The organism is Streptomyces sp. 17_S59 (assembly GCF_056930295.1).
This window is the reverse complement of the sequence record NZ_JBXOWD010000001.1, coordinates 2,554,990-2,574,370: the sequence shown is the minus strand read 5'-3', so window position 1 is coordinate 2,574,370 and position 19,381 is coordinate 2,554,990. Positions and strand designations below refer to the sequence as shown.

Sequence of the window (19,381 nt, the reverse complement as noted above, 5' to 3'; positions counted from 1 at the left end):
ACAGAGGTGGTGGTGGATTCGGCGGGCCCGTTCGTTTCCATGAGGTGATCCCACCTCGTGCGCCCGGTCCCCCGGCAGCGCTCGCGTGCTCAAACCCGGCTGAGTACCCATACCCAGTCAGCCGCCGCGCCCCCGCGCGCTCCCGCAACACCGGGTGCCCGCTCACTACGTAGGGTAGGCCCGCAATGGGGAAGCCCCGGACAATGGGCAGAAATGGGATGAGTGGATTGAGCAGGAAGCCGACCGGCGCGGCCGGCGCGGAAGAGATGATCGCCGAGGCGCGCGACGCGTTCTTCGTGATGTTCGGGTTCCTGGCCGTCGTATGGGTGGTGCAGCTCGTCAACTGGGGTTACGACTACTCCCTCTCCCGCCAGTACGCGCTGATGTCCGGCGACGTCGGCACGCTCCCCGACATCTTCGCCTCGCCCCTTCTCCACTGGAGCTGGCAGCACATCGAGGCCAATTCGGGGCCGCTCTTCGTCTTCGGATTCCTCGCCGCGTACCGCGGAGTGGCCCGGTTCCTCGGGCTGACGCTGCTGGTCGCCGTGGTCAGCGGGCTCACGATCTGGCTCTTCGAGCGCGGGAACGTGGGGACGGTCGGGGCCAGCGGTCTCGTCTTCGGGTATTTCGGGTACGTGGTCGTCCGCGGATTCTTCGACCGGCATCTGATCGACAGCCTGGTCGGTGTCGTCATGGCGGCGTCCTTCGCCTACACCTTCGCCGGGGTCGTGCCCGGCACGCCCGGGATCAGCTGGCTGGGGCACCTCGGCGGTCTGATCGGCGGCGTGGTCGGGGCCTGGGTCTTCCGCGACCGGCGGGGCGGCACGACCAAGGGGACGAGGAAGGAAGTGGACCGGGCCGGCGCCGGCCATCCGCGCGCCGACCTGTACAAGGAGCTGGGCGACCTCGGCGTGCTGTAGGGAGACCGGCAATGGAGGCCGTGGCGGGAATCGAACCCACGTAACTCGCTTTGCAGGTTTGTCCGCACGGGTCAGACCCTGATCCGTGTCCGTTCGCCAATGTTCATCCCCGTACGGCGGCTGTGCCCATTGGGCCCGGGTGAACGGCGCCGGACGGCCGCGTACGGGGATGAACGAGACGGAAACTGAGACGGAGGCCATCTGGGGTGACCCTGGCCACTGCCTTCATCGGTTGGCGGAGGTCAGCCAGCTCACCAGTTCCCGCACCGTGTCCTCGTCTGCCGCTTCCACTAGGCGTTCCAGGGCCGACGAGTCGACCTTGTACAGCGCGATTCCCGCTGCGGCAAGGGCAGACGTCAGAAGGTCGCGCTTTCGTCCCCTCAGTCGCTCTTCACGAGCGCTGAGAGAAGGCCCTACCGGCTCTGCCGACTCGCCACCCTTCCAGTCGGGCGGCCATGGCGGGGCATCGATGGCTTCGAGGCGCTGCCAGTCGTGGCCGTCCTCGGTCGGACCCCACAGCTGGGCGATTGCCCTTTCGCCGCGGGCCTGCAAGGTCTGCACCATTTCGGCGACAACCGTGTCCGCGGCACGATGCCTCGTTGGCGATTCCAGGGCTACCTTCCACCCGACTTTGGGCCGGTAGAAGGCAGCCACGAACCTCGGCGTCCCTGAGGGCGATGACGGCATGTACTCACTCGCCATGGCGGTGCCTCCCAACTGCGGGGATGGGAGGTGAGAGTACCGCGAACCTGGCGCAGCGTCAGCTAGCTGTGGCCGCCGTCGGCCAGCTCCAGCCGAGCTGGGTCAACGCCCGCGCCCTGGCCTCCACCACAGCCATGCGGGCAGTTCGCTCATCCTCGTTGACATGCGCCGCCTGACCTGTGACCTGGCCCGGCCACTTGCGGTAGAGCAGGCCGGTCTCGGCAGAGAACCACCCCTTCGCCACAGCGTTGAGTGCCAGGAGTAGCCCAGTGTCCTCCGAGGCAGGCAGGGCCATCCAGCCGCCGAGCGCCGTGAGCAAGTCGCGCCGGACGAACAGCGTCGCGGGGTGGACCTGGGCGCGGTAGTCGTGGGACTTCCAGTGGGCCAGGACGGCACCGCGCTCAATGGCCCCGGCCGGCGGATCCTGATCGAAACCGACCGTGGAGCCGTCGGGGAGTAGGTCAAGAACCCTCGACGTGGCCCAGCCGATATCAGCGTGCTCAGTCAGCACCTTGAGATCGCGGAGCAGGGCTCCGGGGGTCAGCTGGTCGTCCGCGTCCAGAACTCGGATGAAGTTGCCGCGGGCGCGAGCCAGTGCCATGGTGCGAGCGACCCCCGCCCGTCCGGGGCGCCCCTGGCCGAAGCTGATGCGCGAGTCATCAGGCAGGTAGGGCATGACGTCGTCCGTCTCACCGTCCTCCTGGATGACCCACTCCCATTCCCACCCGTCCGGCAGCTCCTGCTCCACGAGCGACTTGTACGCCTCGGGGAGGTGGTGCGCGGCAGGAGCGTGGACCGCGGTGATGACAGTGATGAGGCCCATGTTCACCACCGAGCCAGGGGGGTCGTGAAGACCATCTCGGTCCTATCGCCAGGCAGTACCACGTCGGAGACCTCCACTACTCGCCCGTTGGTGTCGATCGACACCTTACGAAGAACCATGACCGCTACGCCCGCCGTGAGCCCCAGCGCTTCCGCCTCCTCGGCGGTCGGCGGACGAGCTGTGACGTGCTCAACGATGCGGTCCAGCTCAATGCCGATGGTGTAGAGCTGCGACTGGGTCCCACCCGGCCACGGCTCTTCGGACGCGTCGAGGAGTTTCGGATTCTTCGCCACGACGTCCCACACCAAGAACGAGTGCGCCAGGTTGAACGGGTAGTCCTCCTGCTGGTAACGCGTCCGGAAGATGCGCTCCAGCAGACGCGTCCCGACCGGCACGCCGAATACAGCCGCCATGCCTTCGTCGGCGTCGATCCCTCGGTACTCCGCCGAGAACGCCAGATCCCCGACGGAAAGGCCTGTGTCGTGCTCCGTGGCACCAGTCGTCCGGCGCTCGCCTTCGGGGGCTCGTGCGCGGTCTTTCTCCCATTGGTGCCGTTCATTGGTGCGCTGCACGAGTTTGCGGGGCTTGCGGACGAAGTTCCCGCGTCCGTGATGCTTCTCGACAAGGCCCTCCGCCTGCAAGGCGCCGAGCGCCTGTCTCACCGTCGGCAGGCTGTACTTGTACTGATCGGCGAGCGCCGTCTCAGCGGGAAGCCGCTCCCCGGGCTGTAGCTCACCTGCGGTGATTCGTCGACGAAGGTCGTCGGCGATCTTCTCGTACGCCTTGGGCATGCGGAACTCCATCCCTGATCGACAGGCAGTCACAGCATAAGAGTCCTCAAGAGGTGTTGACGACTCCTCGCCATGCATGCCATGGTCTCCTCAACTCCTAATGAGGAGTTGAGGACAGGACCTCTGTAAGACCTCCTATGTCCTCACTCTGCACGGCGCACGGGGCCCGCGGTAGGGCCCAAGGGGCCCCTCGGGAGCTGGGGCCATGGGTACCGGCAACCCTTTGCAACCGGATGGCTTTAGACCGAAAGGTCACGTCTCCATACGCCTGGAACCGGAAGCTCGCTTCCGGAAGGAGACACACAGCACGCGTTCGACCCTCCGCAGCACTTCGCTACTGCGGCCGGTTGCCTCCTCCGTCCGTCTCGTACGGGCGGGGTCGAGGGGAGCCAGGGCCGATACGGCCGACTGGTTCGCACTCCTCGGTACACGGCACTCCCGGACAAGGACAGCCGCCGTGTCCGGCCTCTCTATCCCGACGCAGTCAAGGAGTTCTTCCATGACCGAGCGCACGATTCCCGTGGACACCTTCGGCCCGATCGCCCTCGACCTGGCGATGAACGCCGGCAGCATCCGCATCGTCGTCGACCCGTCGCTGAAGCAAGCGCATGTGGTGCTGAAGACGGAAGCCACCTCCGGCCCGTCCGTCGACACGATCCGCGACGCCGCTGTCAGTCTCCAGGGGCAGAACCTCAAGGTCCGTGTCCCGGACGTGGCCGGCGGCATGGGCGGCAGCACCACCATCCGTGTCGGCGGCAACGTCATGACGTTCTCCGGCGGCAGCGGCGTGCAGATCGTGGGCGGCAACGTCCACATCAACGGCCACGGCGGCGGCAAGGTCTTCATCAACGGCCGCGAGGTCACCACGGGTGGCACGAGCGGGGACACGGTGACGCCGATCAGTGCCGTCGTTCACCTGCCCGCCGGGTCCATGGCGCTGATCAGCACGCACACCGCCGACACGGTCGTCACGGGTGAGCTGGCACGGCTGGAGTACGACGGTACGTCTGGCTCTCTGACCGCCGAACGCGTCGTTGAGCTGGACGCCACGATCACCAGTGGCAGCGTCATCGTCGGCGACGTGACCGGTTCGCTGGACGTCGATCTCACCTCGGGCAACTTCGGCGTCGGCGCGTACAGCGGCCACGACGCTCGGCTGAACCTCACCTCGGGCAACGTCCGGATGGCCGCGACCTCGCGGGCCACCGGCCGCCTCGCGGTGAGCGCTACCTCCGGCTGCGCGCGCATCACGGGCGCGGCGCACTTGAACGTCCGCCGCCGGGTGACCAGCGGCTACGTCCAGATCGCGTAGCGCCGCCCCCCGCTCGTCATCACCACCGCCTGATCCCCCTCGCGGGGCGGTCGCACTCCCCGGACAAGGACAGCCGACCGCCCCGCGCCTTCCCGACGCTTGCAGAAGAGGAGAGATCAACCATGCCCATGCGCACTTTCGTCGCCGACCAGGAGGCGTACGGCGACCAGGAGTTCGCGGAACTGGCGCTCGGCATCGACATCGACCTGTTCCGCGGCCCGCTGCAGCCGGAGACCCGCGAGGAGCGGCGCGCTCGGCAGGACGCGGCCCGCGACATCCTCGCCGACCTGCGCGAGCAGGCCGAGGACGGCGACGAGATCGCCGGTTGGGACGCCTTGTACGCCGACGCGCTCACGCGGACCGTGCCGTTCCTTCGCGCCGTCCGCGGCCACCGGTCCGGAACGGGGGAAGCGGCATGAGCGAGCTGTTGTTCGCTGCCGCTGCTGGGCTTCCGTTAGCGGCCGGCTGGTCGGTGCACGCCCTTCAGCTGACGCGCCGGATCACGGCCGTACGCCACGACCCGCTGACCGGCCTGTGGGCACGGGATGCGTTCGAGGAGCGCGCCCGCAAGAGCCTGTCTCAGGGCCAGCAGCGCGCCGTGCTGGTGCTGGACCTGAACTGGTTCAAGCAGATCAACGACACCTATGGGCACGCGGCGGGGGACGCCGTGATCCGCGAGACCGGCCTCCGCCTCGCCGCCTGGGTTGACGAGCATCACGGGGTGGCCGGTCGGCTGGGCGGGGACGAGTTCGCCGCCGTCACCGACGTGTGCGGCACCGCCTCCACGGTCATCGAGAACCTGTCCGTGAGCGTGCTGGACCTGGTCAGCCGCCTTGAGCAGCCCGTGGCGTTCGGTCGGCACCACATCGATGTGCATGTGTCGGTCGGGGTGGCTCGCTACTGGCGGCAGGGTGTTGGCCTGTCTGCTCTGCTGCGGCTGGCCGATGAGCACATGTACCGCATCAAACGGGAGGGCGGGGGTGTCAGCATCGCCGCGATGCACGAGCGCGGCCCCGCGCTGCCCACTGTCCGTGGCCGCCGCTTCGGCCGGCCGGGCGCCACCATCAGGGAGGTGGCGTGATGGCTGAGCGCACGTCGCTGACGAAAGCGCAGATCACGGTTCTCGCCGCCGCGTTCGTGCCGATGCTGGCTACCGGCGTGGCCGGGGGTATCGGGACGTTCAGCAACATCAGCCGCGCCTACGGCCAGGGAACTGCGCTGGGTGCGGTCGCCGCGGGCGAGGGCGCGACCGCCGTTCTGGCGCTCGTGCTACTGGGGCTGACCATGCTGGGCCAGTCCTCGCCCCGGGTCGTCCGCATCGGGCTGTGGGCCCTGCCCGCTGCCGCATCCGCCATGGCTGCCATGGCGGCGAGCGACCCCGGCCGGACGGTCATCTACGCAGTGACTCCCATGGGCATGTGCGTGTCTGCCGAGGGCATGGCGTTCCTGGCTCGACGCATCGTCGTCCACACCGACGGCCGCGATGCGGAAGCCGAAGCCCGTGCCGCCGCTGTGGTCCGCTCGCTGGCCTACCACCGAGCCGTCGCAGCCAACCACCCCGACCAGGAGGCGCGGGGGAAGTCGGAGCGCAAGTCATGGAAGCTGGCTCGCAAGGTCGGTATGGGCGACCACTCGCTTGGGGAACGGCTGCTGGACGTCCAGCGTGAGCGGGTCACTACGGGCGCGGACGCAGCGCTGGCAGCCATGTTCGCCGCCGCCCCAACCGCTCGCGAGATAGCACCAGTCGACCCGACTGAGACAGCGATCCCGGAGGCTCCTGCCCCGATCGCAAACCAGGATCAACCGCAGCAGGACATAGCAAATCAGTCGCCCTCTGAGCTGCAGGAATCGACCTCCGTCGACCCGTCGCCGGTCGACGCCGAGTCGGCCGATCCGGAAGCGTCCGCCCGTGAGCGGGTGCTCTCGGCTCTTGCGCTGCCGATCGATCCGCCTGCCCCCGTCGGACAGCGGCGCCGTCGGCCGACCGGTCGGGTACCGGCAGCGGCCCGATCGCCCCGACCGAACCGCACGGCGCAAGACCTCCTCGCCGAGGCCCGCGCGGCCACGGCCGACTGGCCGGACGAGGAACTGACCGCCGAACGGATCCGCAAGACAGTCCGTACCGCTCCGCCCAAGGCCCGCGCGTTGCGCGATGCGCTCAAGGCCGAGCGCGCCAAGCGCACCACTACCCATGGGCCCGAAGAGGTGGCCGCCTGATGTCCGGGCCGCTCGGCGATTGCTACGACCCGGCCGGCACGCGCTACGGCGTCCCCGTCTCGCTCGGGGCGTGCGTGACCGGCACCTATCCCGAAGAACAGCGCGCTGCCTGAACCACCAGGACCCAAGGTCCGGCCACCCACCTTCCACAGCATGCGGCTGGACCCTTCGACTCCCGCGAAGGAGCGGATACATCGTGACGGAAACCACCGTGCTCCCGCCCCCGGAAGAGCCGGAGGGTGACGACGAGCGGACGGCCGAGGTCCTGCCGTTCCCGCTGAAGAAGGCCGCCGATCCCGCCGCGCCCGGCGAGGACGAGGTCAAGCCGGGCGAGTGGCAGGCCGAACTCCCCGACACCGACGACCCTGAGGGCGACGGCCTGACCGAGGGCGCGCCGGTCGACCCGCCGCGCGAGGTCTACCCGCCCTCGGTGGCGGAATGGATCGAGGCCAAGGACAAGGCTCGCCTGCCCGTGCTGCCGGACTGGGTGAAGCTCCCGGACCAGCGCAAGGCCGTGCGCAAGTGGGCCGTCCGCCACTACTCCACGGTCATCGGGTACCACGCCGTTCGCCTGCCGTGCGTCTACACCCCGAAGATCCTTGTGTACTCGCCGCGCGGTGCGTGGCGCTGGTCGGCCGCGATCGGCCGGTGGGTGTTCGACGCGGAGGGCAAGTCCCTGCGCCTGGCGGCCGTGGCGGCCGAGGACGCGGCCGAGTACCTGAGGCTGTCCCGGCAGCGCAACGACCGCGTCCGGCTGCGGGGCATCGTCACCGCGCTCGCCGGATTCATCGGCCTCGCCGCCGCCCTCACCCTGTACGTCATGGCCCCGTCGTGGCTGCTGTTGCTGTGCATCGCCGCCCTCACGACGACGCTCGGGACGGCCGGGGCGCCGGCAGACCGCCCGCTGATCGACAAGGTCAAGGTGACCTTCCGCAAGCGACGGCTGTCCTCCGACATCATCACCCGCGCCTTCGAGGCGGCGAATCTGACCGTGAAAGACCAGGGCATTGCCTTCCCGAGGCCGATCGGCCGGGACGGCGACGGCTGGCGCGTCGTCGTCGACCTGCCGTACGGCAAGACGTTCGCCGACGCGGTCAAAGCGCACGAACGCCTCGCGTCCGGCATCGACATCGCCCCGACCCAGCTGTTCCTGGACAAGGACGAGACCAGCGCGCGGCGGGTGTCGATGTGGATCGCCGACCGTGACCCGCTCGCCGTCCCCTCCGGCAAGACGCCGCTGCTGGGGGCGACGCGGGTGGACTTCTGGAAGCCGTTCCCGTGGGGTGTGGACGAGCGCGGCAACCCGGTCATGGCCACCATGCTGTGGCTGTCCCTGCTGGTCGGTGCCGTCCCCCGGCAGGGCAAGACGTTCTCCGCACGCACCATCGCACTTGCCGCCGCGCTGGACCCGTACGTCAGGCTGTTCATCTTCGACGGCAAGGCATCTCCGGACTGGCGAGCGTTCACCAAAGTCGCCCACCGCATCGCGTTCGGCATCGTCCCGAAGAACGGGTTCGACCCGGTCCTTCACCTGCTGACCGCTCTGCGGGAGCTGAAGGCGGACGTCGAAGACCGGTACCACCGGCTTTCGGAACTGCCGCTGCACGTCTGCCCGGAGGGCAAGCTCACCCCGGAGATCAGCTGGGACAAGAAGCTGAACATGCCCCTGACCTTGTTCGTCGTGGATGAGGTGCAGGAGTACTTGCAGCACCCCGAGCACGGCAAGGAAATCCTGTCCCTGCTGGTCTACCTCGCCCGGGTTGCCCCGGCTGTTGGCGTCAGCGTCTTGACGGCGACGCAGAAGCCGGACGACAAGGCGTGCCCGTCGGAGCTGCGTGACCAGCACCAGTCCCGGTTCGCCCTGCGGGTCGGGTCACTGCACGTCTCCGATGTCATCCTCGGTGCCGGGTCCTACAGCGAGGGGCTGGACGCGTCCAAGCTGCTGAAGTCGCACAAGGGCGTGGGCATCCTCAAGGGCATGTCGGACGACGCCGGCATCGTCCGCACCTACCTCGCCGACGGCCGCGACGCCGAACGCATCCTCACCCGCGCCGCCGCACTGCGTGAGGCCGAAGGCACCTTGTCCGGCGACGCGGCCGGTGAGGCACCCGCGCCGGAGACGTCCGCGACGATCCTGGACGACGTCGCGGCCGTGCTCGGCAAGGGCGAGGCCAAGGTGTGGTCCGAAACCATCGTCGACCGCCTCGCCGACCTGCGCCCCGAGGTCTATGGACCGTGGGCGGAGCTGGAGCCCAAGCCCAAGGCCGAAGCGCTCTCCAACGCGCTCAAGCCGTTTGGCATCAGCACGGGGCAGATCAGCCGCCGGATCGACGGCGGGCAGGTCAACAAGCGCGGCATCAAGCGTGACGACATCGCCGCTGCGATTACGGAGCGCAACAAGAAGAGGGACGCGGGATAGGTCTCACAGCTTGCTACCGGTAGCGCCCGCCGCCGCTACCGGTAGCAACCCCGCTAGCGACCCAAACGGCCCCTGATCAGGCAGCTAGCACCTAGCGGCCCACCTGCGGAAACCCTCCAAATCCCGTCCGAGAGGCCCTGATGAGCCTTCCCGCCCTCGCTGCCGCCTTCCTTCTGCTGATCACGCTCGGTTACATCATCGTGTGCCGGGTGAGCCCGTTCGGCGACTGCCGCAAGTGCGGCGGCCTCGGCTTCCAGCTCAACACCAACCGCAAGGGCAAGCCCAAGCGCGGCAAGGACTGCCGCCGCTGCCACGCCACCGGCAAACGCATACGCGTCGGCCGCCGGATCTCCAACCGTGCCGCTCGCACCTACCGCGACGGCACCCGCTGATCCCCTCGGGAGGCTCCATGGTCATCACCATCCCGCTCGTGCTGCTGCTCGCCGTCGTGCTCGTGCTGCTGCTGCGCTTCCGGGCGCTCGGTGCCGGCGCGGCCGTCGCCGCCGCGCTCTTCGGCTTCTACCTCGCCGGTACCGGCGTCAGCAGCACCGTCAACCAGCTCGTCACCGCCATATCCGGCGCTCTCGCCGGAATCGGCCACTAGAGGGAGACCAGGACGTGAACGAACCCACCGCCTACCGCCGCCCGGTCGGCCACGACACGGCGCCTGTGGCAGTCCACCACTCCACCCCGCTCACGCCCATGCACACCGCGCCGCTTGTGCCCGTTCAGCTGGGCGACGTCCCGGCCGTGACGAGCATCGTCCTGCCTGACGGCCGCATCGTCACCGGCTACGCCATCGAGCCCGCCAAGCCCGACCCCGTCGCCGCCAAGCCGGCGGTCTCCCGCACGGCGGTGAACATCGCCCTCGGAGGCATCGGATTCAGCGCCGTCTGTGGCGGCCTCGTGCTGCTGGCCGCGTTCATCGCCGCTCTTGCCGCGCTCATCCACCAGCTCGTCATCCTCGCCGCCGTCATCTTCGGCGGCTGGGTCGCCGTCCAGCTCTTCGGCCACAGCTCCAGCGGCGGCGGGGCCACGGTCAACATCCGCAAGGCCATCTTCAAGCGCAACCACTTCCACGGCTGACAGGAGATCGTCCCACGTGTTCCGACTGCGTATCGAGCGCGCCGAACTGCCCCGCCGCGCGCTGGTCCTGACCGACACGCCCCGCCCCGACTGCCGTAACTGCGACGGCATGGGCGGCACCTCCCACGACTACGGCCACCCCGAGACCGGCGAATACGACGGGACCGAGTGGGAGCCGTGCCCCTGCTGGACGCCGTGGCGCATGGTCCTGCTGCCCCTCCCGCGCCTGCCCCGGTGGCTGCGCCGACGCGGCATTGAGCGCGCCCCCAAGGCCACCAGTGGCTACAGCGACGAGCCCCCTTTCTGACCCGAGAGGAAAACCCGTGTTCGAGATCCGCATCATCTGCGACCCGGCCGACACCGACCGCGTCATCGCCACGCTCAGCACCGCATTCACCACCGGCACCGTGCGCCAGTACCCGACCCGCGACGGCGAGCGCACCCGTCTGTACGTCACCGCCGACCACCGCCCCGCCCCGGAACCCTGGCCCACCCCGGAAACGGCGTACGCGCTCGCCCCGAGCACCATCAGCGAGATCGGCTGGACGGCGCGCACCGCGGCCACCGCCGAGCGCTTCACCGAACTGGAGCGGGACTACTACCTGCGCAAAGCCGCCCTGCTGGACCGCATCGCGCTGATACAGGAACCCACCCCGCCCTTCGGCGACGTCACCGAGGTCGCACACGCTGCGGCTCTGTTCCTGCTCGACACCGACCGCCACCACATCGACCAGCACCTCGCGGACAGGGCTGAGAAGGACCCGCGCGGCTACGTCCGCCAGGAATACGCCCGCTGGGCCGAGCAGCAGTAGATGCGCCCGGGGGCGGCGGCACTCCCGGACAAGGACAGCCCGCCGCCCCCGGTCTCCCAATCCCGACGAAGCAGAACAGGAGACCTACAGGATGACACCTGACTGCAAGGCCCGGTGCCCCGTCGACGGGAATCACCCCGACGGGAACCTCCTGCGCACCGCGTTGGACCTCGCGGCGGCCGGCGTGCCCGTGCTACCCCTGCGCGAGGGCAAGGTGCCGTTCGGCAACTGCCGCGCATGCGCCAAGAACGTCTGTGGCGGACGGCCGAACATGAAGAGTGCCGGTCCCTGCCAGTGCGCCAGCGTCTGCCACGCCTGGGCCGCAGCCACCACCGACCCTCGCGTCCTCACCTTGCCGGCATGGGCGTCCGCGTGGCGTGCGGCGGCGGCCGTCGCTTACCACCCTGGTGGGGCGGGGCTGACGGTGGTCGACCTAGACGACGCAGCAGCCGTGGCATGGGCCTGTGAGGCCCTGCCCGCCACCCGCACGGTACTGACCACGCGGGGCGAGCACTGGATCTACCGGGGTGCGATGCAGTCCGCGAACGCTGTGCGGTCCGGCGTCGACATCAAGTCGCTCATGTCCTACGCCCGGTGGCTAGGTCCCGGAACCGGCACTATGGCCGATCTGCCCGGCTCCGTGCGCGCGCTGGCCGTGAAGAAGCCCTCCACGGTCCGGCCTGCACGGCCTGTCGTCACCGTGCCCGCGCTCGCCGGGGGCGGGGACTGCCGCCATCGCACGCCCGTCTATCTGGACCGTGGCATCGCCATGGCCGAGCAGCGCATCACCGAGGCCCGTAGCGCGGTTCACGCGACCGTCTACCGGACTTTCCTCGCCGTGCTGGCCGCCCATGGCCGGTGCGGCTGCCTGACCGACACCCACGTCGCGCGGCTGTTTGCCGCCGCGCAGGCCAAGGGGGAATCCTTCCGGCACTGCACCGAAGCGTGGGCCAACGCCCTTACCAGGTTGGGTCTTAGCGATGTCTGACGACGAGAAGACTCCGGCCCGCGAGGTCATCGTCGATTACGCGCAGCAGCATTTTCGGTACTTTCGCACTGCCGACGGGACCGTGTTCGCGCAGAAGAACGGCCACCCCGTGGCGCGTCCGATCCGCTCGCAGGGCACCTCGGGGAGCCACCGGCAGGAACTCATGGTCGGCCTCTTCAACGACGAACACGGCGTGTTCAACGGAACCGCTCTCAAGGAGGCGCTGGACTTGATCGAAGCACTGGCGATGAGCCAGGAGGTACAGCCCGTTCACCTCCGCGTCGCACCCGGATTCGACGGTGCGACGTGGCTCGACCTGGGGCGCAGCGACGGGCAGTCCGTCCGTATCCACCCCACCGGCTGGGACGTCCTCACCCCCGACCCGCAGGAGGTGTGCTGGCGGCGCACCCAGCTCACCGGGGAACTTCCCCTGCCTGCCAAGGACACCGACGGCAAAGGCATCGACCTGCTGCTGAGGCTGTGCAACTTCGCCACCGCGGAGACCGAGTGCCTGGCCATCGCCTGGCTCATCGGCTGCCTCGGGCCGTCCGTGCCTGTCCCCGCTCCGTTCCTCACCGGCCCTCAGGGCGCGGGCAAGTCCACCGGGGGCCGGATGCTCGTGCGGATCATCGAGGGCATGAGCGGCGACCTGCGTCGCGCCCCGAAGGACGAGGAGAACCTGATCGCGGCCGTGGCCGCCGGTTGGGTCACCGCGCTGGACAACCTGTCCCACCTGGCTCCGGACCTGTCCGACCTCATGTGCTGCATCGTCACCGGGGCCGAGACCATCAAACGCGCCCTCTACACCGACGGCGACGTGGTCCGCGCCCGCTACCGCCGTCCCCTGCTGTTGACCGGCATCGACGTGGGCGTCATTCGCCCCGACCTCGCCGAACGCCTCCTCCCGCTCCGTCTGGAGCGCCCCGGTGTCCGGCGGACCGAGGCCGAGCTGTGGGCGGAGTTCGAAGAGGCGCTGCCAGTCGTCCTCGGCTCTCTCCTCGACCTCACCGTCAAGGTCCGGGCCGCCGAGGCCGACATCCCCACCGATCTGCGCATGGCCGACTTCGCCCACCTGTGCGCGCAGCTCGACGCGGCGGCTGGCCTCGGAGCGCTCAACGCCTACCGGGCCAGCCTGGACGACCTCAACGACGACGTCATCGAGGGCGACCTCCTCGCGCAGACCGTGCTCAAACACGCCGCCGACCTAACGGCGGGCGTAGAGACGCGGATGACTTCCTCCGAGTGGCTGCACTGCCTCACCGGCCTGTACACAGGGGACGACTGCCGTCCCCTGCCCAAGGGCTGGCCCACCACGGGCAAAGTCCTCTCCGACCGCCTCAAGCGCCTTCAGCCGACCCTCGCCGCCCGGGGCGTCCTGATCGACTGGGGCCGCACCAAAGAAGGCCGCTACATCGAGATGACCCGACGCCCGACCCCGCCGCCACATCAGCAAGAGCCGATGCTCTGACCGGCGACCCACACCCCGCCAGGACAAGCAAGAAGAGCACCACCTCGCACCGCGCGGGGTGCTCTTCTTGTTGTTCGGCGGCACGCCGCCGCCCGATGGTCGCGCCGCGAAGCGGCTCCTTCTTCACGCCCTTGAGACACAGCAACAGACACCCACCTTCTCTTTTCCTAAGAGAAGAGACGCTGCGTCACCCGCGTCACCCAAGGGTAGAAACCGGCCCCTGACCTGCCGCTACAGCGGTGACGCAGGACGGCCGCGGCTGCGTCACCCCACGTCATCCGCGTCACCCGGTGACGAAAGCCAGCGTCACCAGGTGACGCACCCCAAAACCTCTGCGTCACTCAAAACCGCAGGTCAGGGAACACGAATGACGCAGATGACGCGGTGACGCAGAATCCCGCACCTCGGACAGCTCGCCCTGATCGAAGGGGATCTCTACATGGACACGGCCGACATCGCCGCTGTTGATTCCACCCTCGTCCTACTCACCGTCGAAGAGGCCGCCCGCCGGCTCCGCATCGGCCGGACCACGTGTTACGGGCTCATCCGCTCCGGAGAGCTGGAGTCCATCGACATCGGCAGTCTCCGCCGTGTCCCTGCCGACGCGCCGGCCGCGTACCTTGCCCGCCGCCGCGCGGCCAAACGAGCCGCTTGACGATGCCCGGGGCGGCGGCACTCCCGGACAGGACAGCCCGCCGCCCCGGTCTCCATCCCGACACACAAGAAACATGGAGTCTGCCTGTGGCAGAGGAAAAGAAGAAGCGCACCCGACAGCCCAACGGCCGAAGCTCCATCTACTTCGGCAAGGACGGCAAGTGGCACGGCCGCGTCACCGTCGGCATCCGTGACGACGGCTCGCCCGACCGCCGCCACGTGGAACGCAAGACTCGAGCGGAAGTCACTGCCGCCGTAAGGGAGCTGGAGCGGCAGCGAGACGCCAAGACCGTGCGCAAGCCGGGCAAGCCGTGGACGGTAAAGGCGTGGCTGACGCACTGGGTCGAGAACGTCGCTCCCCTTGCCGTCAACGACAACACGATGGTCGGGTACGGCGTCGCCGTGCGGAAGCACCTCATCCCCGGCTTGGGCGCTCACCGTCTCGACAAGCTCAAGCCTGAGCATATCGAGGCTTTCTACGCGAAGATGCAGGCCAACGGCAGCAAGCCCGCGACCGCCCACCAGGTGCACCGCACCTTCCGCACCGCCCTCAACGAGGCCGTACGGCGCGGCCATCTCGGCAAGAACCCCGTCCAGTTGGCCAAGGCTCCGAAGACGGGGGAGTACGAGGTGGAGCCCTTCAGCGTCCAAGAGGTGCAGCGGTTGTTGAAGGCTGCTGACCAGCATCGCAACTCGGCGCGCTGGGCCGTTGCCCTGGCCCTGGGACTGCGCCAAGGGGAAGTGCTGGCCCTGAAGTGGGAAGACGTGGACCTCGACGGTGGCTTCCTCGTAGTCCGCCGCAGTCGCCACCGTCCGCAGTACGCCCACGGGTGCGCGGAGCCCTGCGGACACAAGGCCGCCGGGTACTGCCCGCAGAGGCGACGTACCAACCCGGAGATCTCCACCACCAAGTCGCGTGCCGGCCGCCGAGCGGTCGGTCTCCCGGAACAGCTCGTTGACCTACTACGGGCCCACCTCAAGGCTCAGGTAGCCGAGCGGGAGGCGGCCGGGAAGCACTGGGTGGAAAACGGCCTGGTGTTCCCGGACGAGCACGGCCGTAGCCCCTCCCACCGCCGGGACTGGACTGAGTGGAAGGCTCTTCTGACAGAGGCGAAGGTCCGGGACGCGCGTCTGCACGACGCGCGTCATACTGCCGCTACGGTGCTGCTCATCCTCGGTGTCCCCGAGCGGGCCGTCATGGGCCTCATGGGATGGTCAACCACCGCCATGGCGGCTCGGTATCAGCACATGGTGGATGCCGTGCGGGCCGACGTCGCGAGGCAGGTCGACGGTCTGATCTGGAAGACCGAGACGGACCGGCCGGACGATGACGACGGTGCGGCTGGCGCCCTCGTACCTGCCAACTGAGACGGGCACTGAGACGGACGATCGAAAGGGCGGCACCCCCGACGGGGCGCCGCCCTTTCGTTTTGCCTGGTCAAGGCAGTAGAGGCCGTGGCGGGAATCGAACCCACGTAACTCGCTTTGCAGGCGAGCCCCTCAACCACTCGGGCACACGGCCGTGTCGCTCGTCTCGTCTCTCCGCGCGACTCGTACGGACGACCATACGGGCCCCTCGCCGCGCCCTCAATGGGGACTCCGCCCCTGTCACAGAGCCGACATATCCGGTTCATGCTCGGCGAGTCGGCCGTGCCGTATGGGGCGTATTGCTACGCAAAGCGGAGATCCATCCCCTTCGCCCCTTGATCCAGAAGCAAGCCGTACGCGATCGCCCCCCAATCCCAAATTCCGCTTATGATTCCCGGGTGTTCGACTCCCGGCACATCAAGACCTTCCACGCGGTCGTCACCGCGGGGTCGTACTCGGCTGCCGCCCGTGCCCTCGGCTACACGCAGCCCGCGATCACCCAGCAGATGAAGGCCCTCGAACGCGCCGTGGGGTCCCCGCTCTTCACCCGCGTCGGGCGGCGCATGCGGCTGACCGAGGCCGGGGAAGCGCTCGCCCGGCACGCGGAGATCATTCTCGACAGCCTCACCGCTGCGCAGCAGCAAATGAGTTCGCTGACCCGGCTGCGCGCCGGGCGGGTGCGGGTGTGTGCGTTCCCCAGTGCCGGGGCCACCCTCATACCCGAGGCGCTCGCCCGGCTCGCCGCCGACCACCCCGGGGTGCGGGTCGAGCTGCTGGAGGGCGAGCCGCCGGACTCGCTCAGCCGGCTCGTGCGCGGCGAGTGCGACATCACCCTCGCCTTCACCTATCCCGGCCTGCGCGAACAGGTTCCCGAGGAGCTGGTGGAGATCCGGCTGCTGGAAGACCAGATGACCGTGCTGCTGCCCGTGGGGCACCCGCTCGCCCGCCGCCGGGCCGTCAAGCTCGCCGACCTCGCCGAGGAGCGGTGGATCGCCGGCTGTCTGCGCTGCCGCGCCAACTTCCTGCACGAGTGCGCCGAGCAGGGCTTCGCACCCGACATCGCGTTCACAACGGACGACATCCTCGTCGTGCAGTCGCTGGTCGCCGAGGGGCTCGGCGTGGCGATGATGCCGGGGCTGGTGTTGTCCTTCCTGCGGCACGACAAGATCACGGGGCGCGCGCTGGACCCCGCCGCGCGGCGTCAGGTCTCCGCCTACGTTCTCCGCGAGCACCTCCGGATTCCCGCCACCGCGCTCGTCCTCGACGAGTTGAAGGCGGCTGCCGCGCGGCGCGTCGGATGCTGACGAGCTGCTGATCACCGGACGACCGGCCGTTCATCCATAAGCCCGGGTTTGCATCCCGGCAAAGAACTGTCGTTGGACGTGATGGATCCGCCGCATCGAACCTGCACGTATGACCACACCCACCGCACCCCCGACGACCGCGACCACGACCGCGCGCATCGACCGACTCGTCGCCGATGTCCGGGAGGCCGTAGGCCGCGGCCTGCCGCCCGACACGACGGCGTACCTGGTGGGCGAGCGGCTCGCGGACCATCTCGGTGCCCCCGACCTGCTCACCGCGGAACAGTGCGAGGGCGACCCCGACCGCTACCGCCAGCACATCCTGCACGCCGAGCAGGACGGCAGCTTCTCGATCGTCGCGCTCGTGTGGATGCCCGGACAGGAGACCTGCATCCACGACCACGTCTCCTGGTGCGTCACCGGCGTCCACCAGGGCACCGAGAGCGAGCGCCGCTACCGCCTCGTCCCCGAGGGCATGACCGCGCGCCTGGTCGCCACCGAGGACGTGGTCAACCACGAGGGTGACGTCTGCGGCTTCGCCCCGCCCGGGGACATCCACCGGGTGCGCAATGCGTGTTCGTCCATCGCCATCTCCCTGCACATCTACGGCGCCGACGTCTCGCGACTGGGCTCCAGCGTCCGGCGCGTCTACGACCTGCCGACCGAAGAGCTCTGATGTCACTCACCAATGCACGGCGGGTCACGAGCAGCCCGGCGCAGGGTGCGGCCCCCGCGGCCAAGTCCCGCAAGCTTCCCGGGCTGGCCATGGCCGCCTGCGGGGTCGCCCTGGCCTGGGGCACGCACCGGCTCGTACCCGCCGTCCCCATGCTCACCGCCGCCGTCGTCCTCGGCATCGCCGCCGCGCACTTGCCCGGGCTGCGGGCGCGGGTGCGCGGGGTCGGCAAGCCGGGCCTCACGCTGGCGGGCAAGCGGCTCATGCGGATCGGCATCGTCCTGCTGGGGCTCAAGCTGAGCCTCGACGACGTGCTCGGGCTCGGCTGGGCCACCGTGGGCATGGTCGTCGCGGTGGTCCTGGCCACCTTCTTCGGCACGCTGTGGCTGGGCCGGCGGCTGGGGCTGAGGGGCGATCAGCCGCTGCTCATCGCCACCGGCTACTCGATCTGCGGTGCCTCCGCGATCGGCGCGGTCAGCGAGGTGTCGGGCAGCGACGAGGAGGACGTGGCGACGTCCGTCGCGCTGGTCACCCTGTGCGGCACGCTCGCCATCGCCGTGCTGCCGCTCCTGCACCACCCGCTCGGGCTGGACGACGCGCAGTTCGGCCGCTGGGTCGGGGCGGGCGTGCACGACGTGGGCCAGGTCGTGGCCACCGCGCAGACCGCCGGGCCCGAGGCGCTCGCCGACGCCGTCCTCGTCAAGCTGATGCGGGTGGCGCTGCTGGCGCCGCTCGTCGCGGCGGTGGCGGTGTCCGTGCGGCGTCGGCGTCAGGCCATCGGAGACGGGGCCGGGGAGGCGTCCGGCAAGCGGCCGCCGCTCGTACCGCTCTTCGTCGCCGGCTTCCTGGCCATGGTGGCCGTGCGGACGACCGGCTGGCTGCCCGGCAGCGCGCTCGATGCCGCACAGCACGCTCAGGAACTGCTGCTCGCCGCCGCGCTCTTCGGGCTCGGCAGCGCGGTGCACCTGCCCTCGCTCGTCCGGACGGGCGGGCGCGTGGCGGCCCTGGGGCTGTGCTCGTGGGTCGTCATCGCGGGGGCCTCGTACGGGGGCGTGCTGCTCACGACCTGAGGGCCTGACGGCCTGACGGGTCGGCGACCTGCTCCTTCGGGGGCGCCGAGGAGGGGACGGGGCCCGGCTGCGTGCCGGGCCCCGCGGCGTTCCCGGTTTCCGTGACGACGGGCGGTTGTTACGAGCCGTACATCTCGGTCATCTCGGTGATCGTGTCGCCGGGGCCCACGACCACGTCGTAGAAGTTCTGGCCGTAGCAGTACTCCGTGGTGTTCGGGGCGGTCGCCATGTTGGCTCCCTTGCGCTCCGGGTCAGCGCACAGCTTGACGTGGCCCATTCCGGACAGCTGGTCGCCGGCGGGCGGCTGCGTACGGTCCTCGGGACCGTTCTTGCCGATGACGGTGACCTTGGAGCCCTCCTTCCAGTGATAGGTCTTGTCGCTGCCCTCGGCGTGGAAGGCGGCTCCGTTGTTCAGCGTCTTGGAGCAGGACATCTTGGCGTCCTTGGCGGTGACGTTGTTTGCCGCGCCCGTGACGCCTTCGACCAAGATGTACTTGTGGCCCTTGGCCAGCGTCGGGCAGTCGCCCTTGCCGCCGCCCTTGCCCTGGTCCCCGCCGCTGCCCTTGTCACCCTTGTCACCCTTGTCCCCGCCGGTGTTCTGCGACGGGGCCGCGCTGGCCGAGCCCTTGCTGTCGTTCTTGCCGTCGCCGCCGCCGTCGTTGCAGGCGGTCAGCGTGAGCGCGCCGGAGACGACCAGCGCGGCGGCGATGACATGCCGAATGGAAATGACGTCCCCCATGGGTGCTGCCTGGCGCCGACCGCCAGGTGAAGTAG

General features: G+C 69.4%; 22 protein-coding genes and 1 tRNA gene. 18 read left to right on the top strand and 5 right to left on the bottom strand.

Annotated features, from left to right (window positions below; translation table 11 throughout):
- Positions 1-218: 218 nt before the first annotated feature.
- Positions 219-920, top strand: coding sequence for a rhomboid family intramembrane serine protease (locus tag AC1Z4A_RS11350; RefSeq protein ID WP_483677870.1), 702 nt, complete (start codon positions 219-221; stop codon positions 918-920).
- Between the two features lie 225 nt (positions 921-1,145).
- Here the strand turns inward: AC1Z4A_RS11350 and AC1Z4A_RS11345 are convergent, their stop codons facing one another.
- From AC1Z4A_RS11345 to AC1Z4A_RS11335, 3 genes are all read right to left on the bottom strand, one after another.
- On the bottom strand, positions 1,146-1,574 hold the full coding sequence (locus AC1Z4A_RS11345; RefSeq protein ID WP_483677869.1) for a hypothetical protein: 429 nt from the start codon (positions 1,572-1,574) through the stop codon (positions 1,146-1,148).
- A gap of 106 nt (positions 1,575-1,680) precedes the next feature.
- The gene (locus AC1Z4A_RS11340) at positions 1,681-2,445 is read right to left on the bottom strand and encodes a glycosyltransferase family 2 protein (RefSeq protein WP_483677868.1); all 765 of its coding nucleotides are present in this window, start codon (positions 2,443-2,445) and stop codon (positions 1,681-1,683) included.
- Between the two features lie 2 nt (positions 2,446-2,447).
- Positions 2,448-3,236, bottom strand: coding sequence for a GntR family transcriptional regulator (locus tag AC1Z4A_RS11335; protein ID WP_483677867.1), 789 nt, complete (start codon positions 3,234-3,236; stop codon positions 2,448-2,450).
- Positions 3,237-3,735: 499 nt separating this feature from the next.
- On the opposite strand from AC1Z4A_RS11335, the gene AC1Z4A_RS11330 reads away from it, so the two are divergent.
- From AC1Z4A_RS11330 to AC1Z4A_RS11265, 14 genes are all read left to right on the top strand, one after another.
- Positions 3,736-4,548, top strand: a complete 813-nt coding sequence (locus AC1Z4A_RS11330) for a DUF4097 family beta strand repeat-containing protein (RefSeq protein WP_483677866.1) — start codon at positions 3,736-3,738, stop codon at positions 4,546-4,548.
- A 128-nt stretch (positions 4,549-4,676) separates the two neighbouring features.
- Entirely contained in the window at positions 4,677-4,967 is a 291-nt protein-coding gene (locus AC1Z4A_RS11325) for a hypothetical protein (RefSeq protein ID WP_483683565.1), read from the top strand.
- The gene (locus AC1Z4A_RS11320) at positions 4,964-5,629 is read left to right on the top strand and encodes a GGDEF domain-containing protein (RefSeq protein ID WP_483677865.1); all 666 of its coding nucleotides are present in this window, start codon (positions 4,964-4,966) and stop codon (positions 5,627-5,629) included. Before AC1Z4A_RS11325 ends, AC1Z4A_RS11320 begins: the two co-directional genes overlap by 4 nt.
- The gene (locus AC1Z4A_RS11315; protein ID WP_483677864.1) at positions 5,629-6,765 is read left to right on the top strand and encodes a conjugal transfer protein; all 1,137 of its coding nucleotides are present in this window, start codon (positions 5,629-5,631) and stop codon (positions 6,763-6,765) included. Before AC1Z4A_RS11320 ends, AC1Z4A_RS11315 begins: the two co-directional genes overlap by 1 nt.
- Positions 6,766-6,961: 196 nt before the next feature.
- Positions 6,962-9,184, top strand: coding sequence for a cell division protein FtsK (locus AC1Z4A_RS11310; RefSeq protein WP_483677863.1), 2,223 nt, complete (start codon positions 6,962-6,964; stop codon positions 9,182-9,184).
- Positions 9,185-9,324: 140 nt separating this feature from the next.
- Entirely contained in the window at positions 9,325-9,576 is a 252-nt protein-coding gene (locus AC1Z4A_RS11305; RefSeq protein WP_483677862.1) for a hypothetical protein, read from the top strand.
- A gap of 17 nt (positions 9,577-9,593) precedes the next feature.
- Complete coding sequence (locus AC1Z4A_RS11300; protein ID WP_483677861.1) at positions 9,594-9,788, top strand: hypothetical protein; 195 nt, start codon at positions 9,594-9,596, stop codon at positions 9,786-9,788.
- A gap of 14 nt (positions 9,789-9,802) precedes the next feature.
- The gene (locus tag AC1Z4A_RS11295) at positions 9,803-10,270 is read left to right on the top strand and encodes a hypothetical protein (RefSeq protein ID WP_483677859.1); all 468 of its coding nucleotides are present in this window, start codon (positions 9,803-9,805) and stop codon (positions 10,268-10,270) included.
- 16 nt (positions 10,271-10,286) lie between these two features.
- The gene (locus AC1Z4A_RS11290; protein ID WP_483677857.1) at positions 10,287-10,577 is read left to right on the top strand and encodes a hypothetical protein; all 291 of its coding nucleotides are present in this window, start codon (positions 10,287-10,289) and stop codon (positions 10,575-10,577) included.
- 16 nt (positions 10,578-10,593) lie between these two features.
- Entirely contained in the window at positions 10,594-11,082 is a 489-nt protein-coding gene (locus tag AC1Z4A_RS11285; protein ID WP_483677855.1) for a hypothetical protein, read from the top strand.
- A 91-nt stretch (positions 11,083-11,173) separates the two neighbouring features.
- On the top strand, positions 11,174-12,070 hold the full coding sequence (locus AC1Z4A_RS11280) for a bifunctional DNA primase/polymerase (protein WP_483677853.1): 897 nt from the start codon (positions 11,174-11,176) through the stop codon (positions 12,068-12,070).
- Positions 12,063-13,538, top strand: coding sequence for an ATP-binding protein (locus tag AC1Z4A_RS11275; protein WP_483677851.1), 1,476 nt, complete (start codon positions 12,063-12,065; stop codon positions 13,536-13,538). Before AC1Z4A_RS11280 ends, AC1Z4A_RS11275 begins: the two co-directional genes overlap by 8 nt.
- A gap of 439 nt (positions 13,539-13,977) precedes the next feature.
- Positions 13,978-14,193: a helix-turn-helix domain-containing protein gene (locus AC1Z4A_RS11270; protein ID WP_483677848.1), complete on the top strand. Its 216-nt coding sequence runs from the start codon at positions 13,978-13,980 to the stop codon at positions 14,191-14,193.
- Between the two features lie 86 nt (positions 14,194-14,279).
- The gene (locus tag AC1Z4A_RS11265; protein WP_483677847.1) at positions 14,280-15,560 is read left to right on the top strand and encodes a tyrosine-type recombinase/integrase; all 1,281 of its coding nucleotides are present in this window, start codon (positions 14,280-14,282) and stop codon (positions 15,558-15,560) included.
- 82 nt (positions 15,561-15,642) lie between these two features.
- Here AC1Z4A_RS11265 and AC1Z4A_RS11260 read toward each other — a convergent pair.
- Positions 15,643-15,714: transfer RNA gene (locus AC1Z4A_RS11260), tRNA-Cys, on the bottom strand.
- Positions 15,715-15,958: 244 nt separating this feature from the next.
- Between AC1Z4A_RS11260 and AC1Z4A_RS11255 the strand changes: the two genes are divergently transcribed.
- From AC1Z4A_RS11255 to AC1Z4A_RS11245, 3 genes are all read left to right on the top strand, one after another.
- Positions 15,959-16,864 carry a LysR family transcriptional regulator gene (locus tag AC1Z4A_RS11255; RefSeq protein WP_483677846.1) on the top strand — a complete coding sequence of 302 codons (906 nt, stop codon included), beginning with the start codon at positions 15,959-15,961 and terminating at the stop codon, positions 16,862-16,864.
- A gap of 109 nt (positions 16,865-16,973) precedes the next feature.
- Positions 16,974-17,540: a cysteine dioxygenase family protein gene (locus AC1Z4A_RS11250; RefSeq protein ID WP_483677845.1), complete on the top strand. Its 567-nt coding sequence runs from the start codon at positions 16,974-16,976 to the stop codon at positions 17,538-17,540.
- Positions 17,540-18,607, top strand: coding sequence for a YeiH family protein (locus AC1Z4A_RS11245; protein WP_483677844.1), 1,068 nt, complete (start codon positions 17,540-17,542; stop codon positions 18,605-18,607). Before AC1Z4A_RS11250 ends, AC1Z4A_RS11245 begins: the two co-directional genes overlap by 1 nt.
- Before the next feature lie 118 nt (positions 18,608-18,725).
- Here AC1Z4A_RS11245 and AC1Z4A_RS11240 read toward each other — a convergent pair whose 3' ends face one another.
- The gene (locus AC1Z4A_RS11240) at positions 18,726-19,346 is read right to left on the bottom strand and encodes a hypothetical protein (RefSeq protein WP_483677843.1); all 621 of its coding nucleotides are present in this window, start codon (positions 19,344-19,346) and stop codon (positions 18,726-18,728) included.
- Positions 19,347-19,381: the final 35 nt, after the last annotated feature.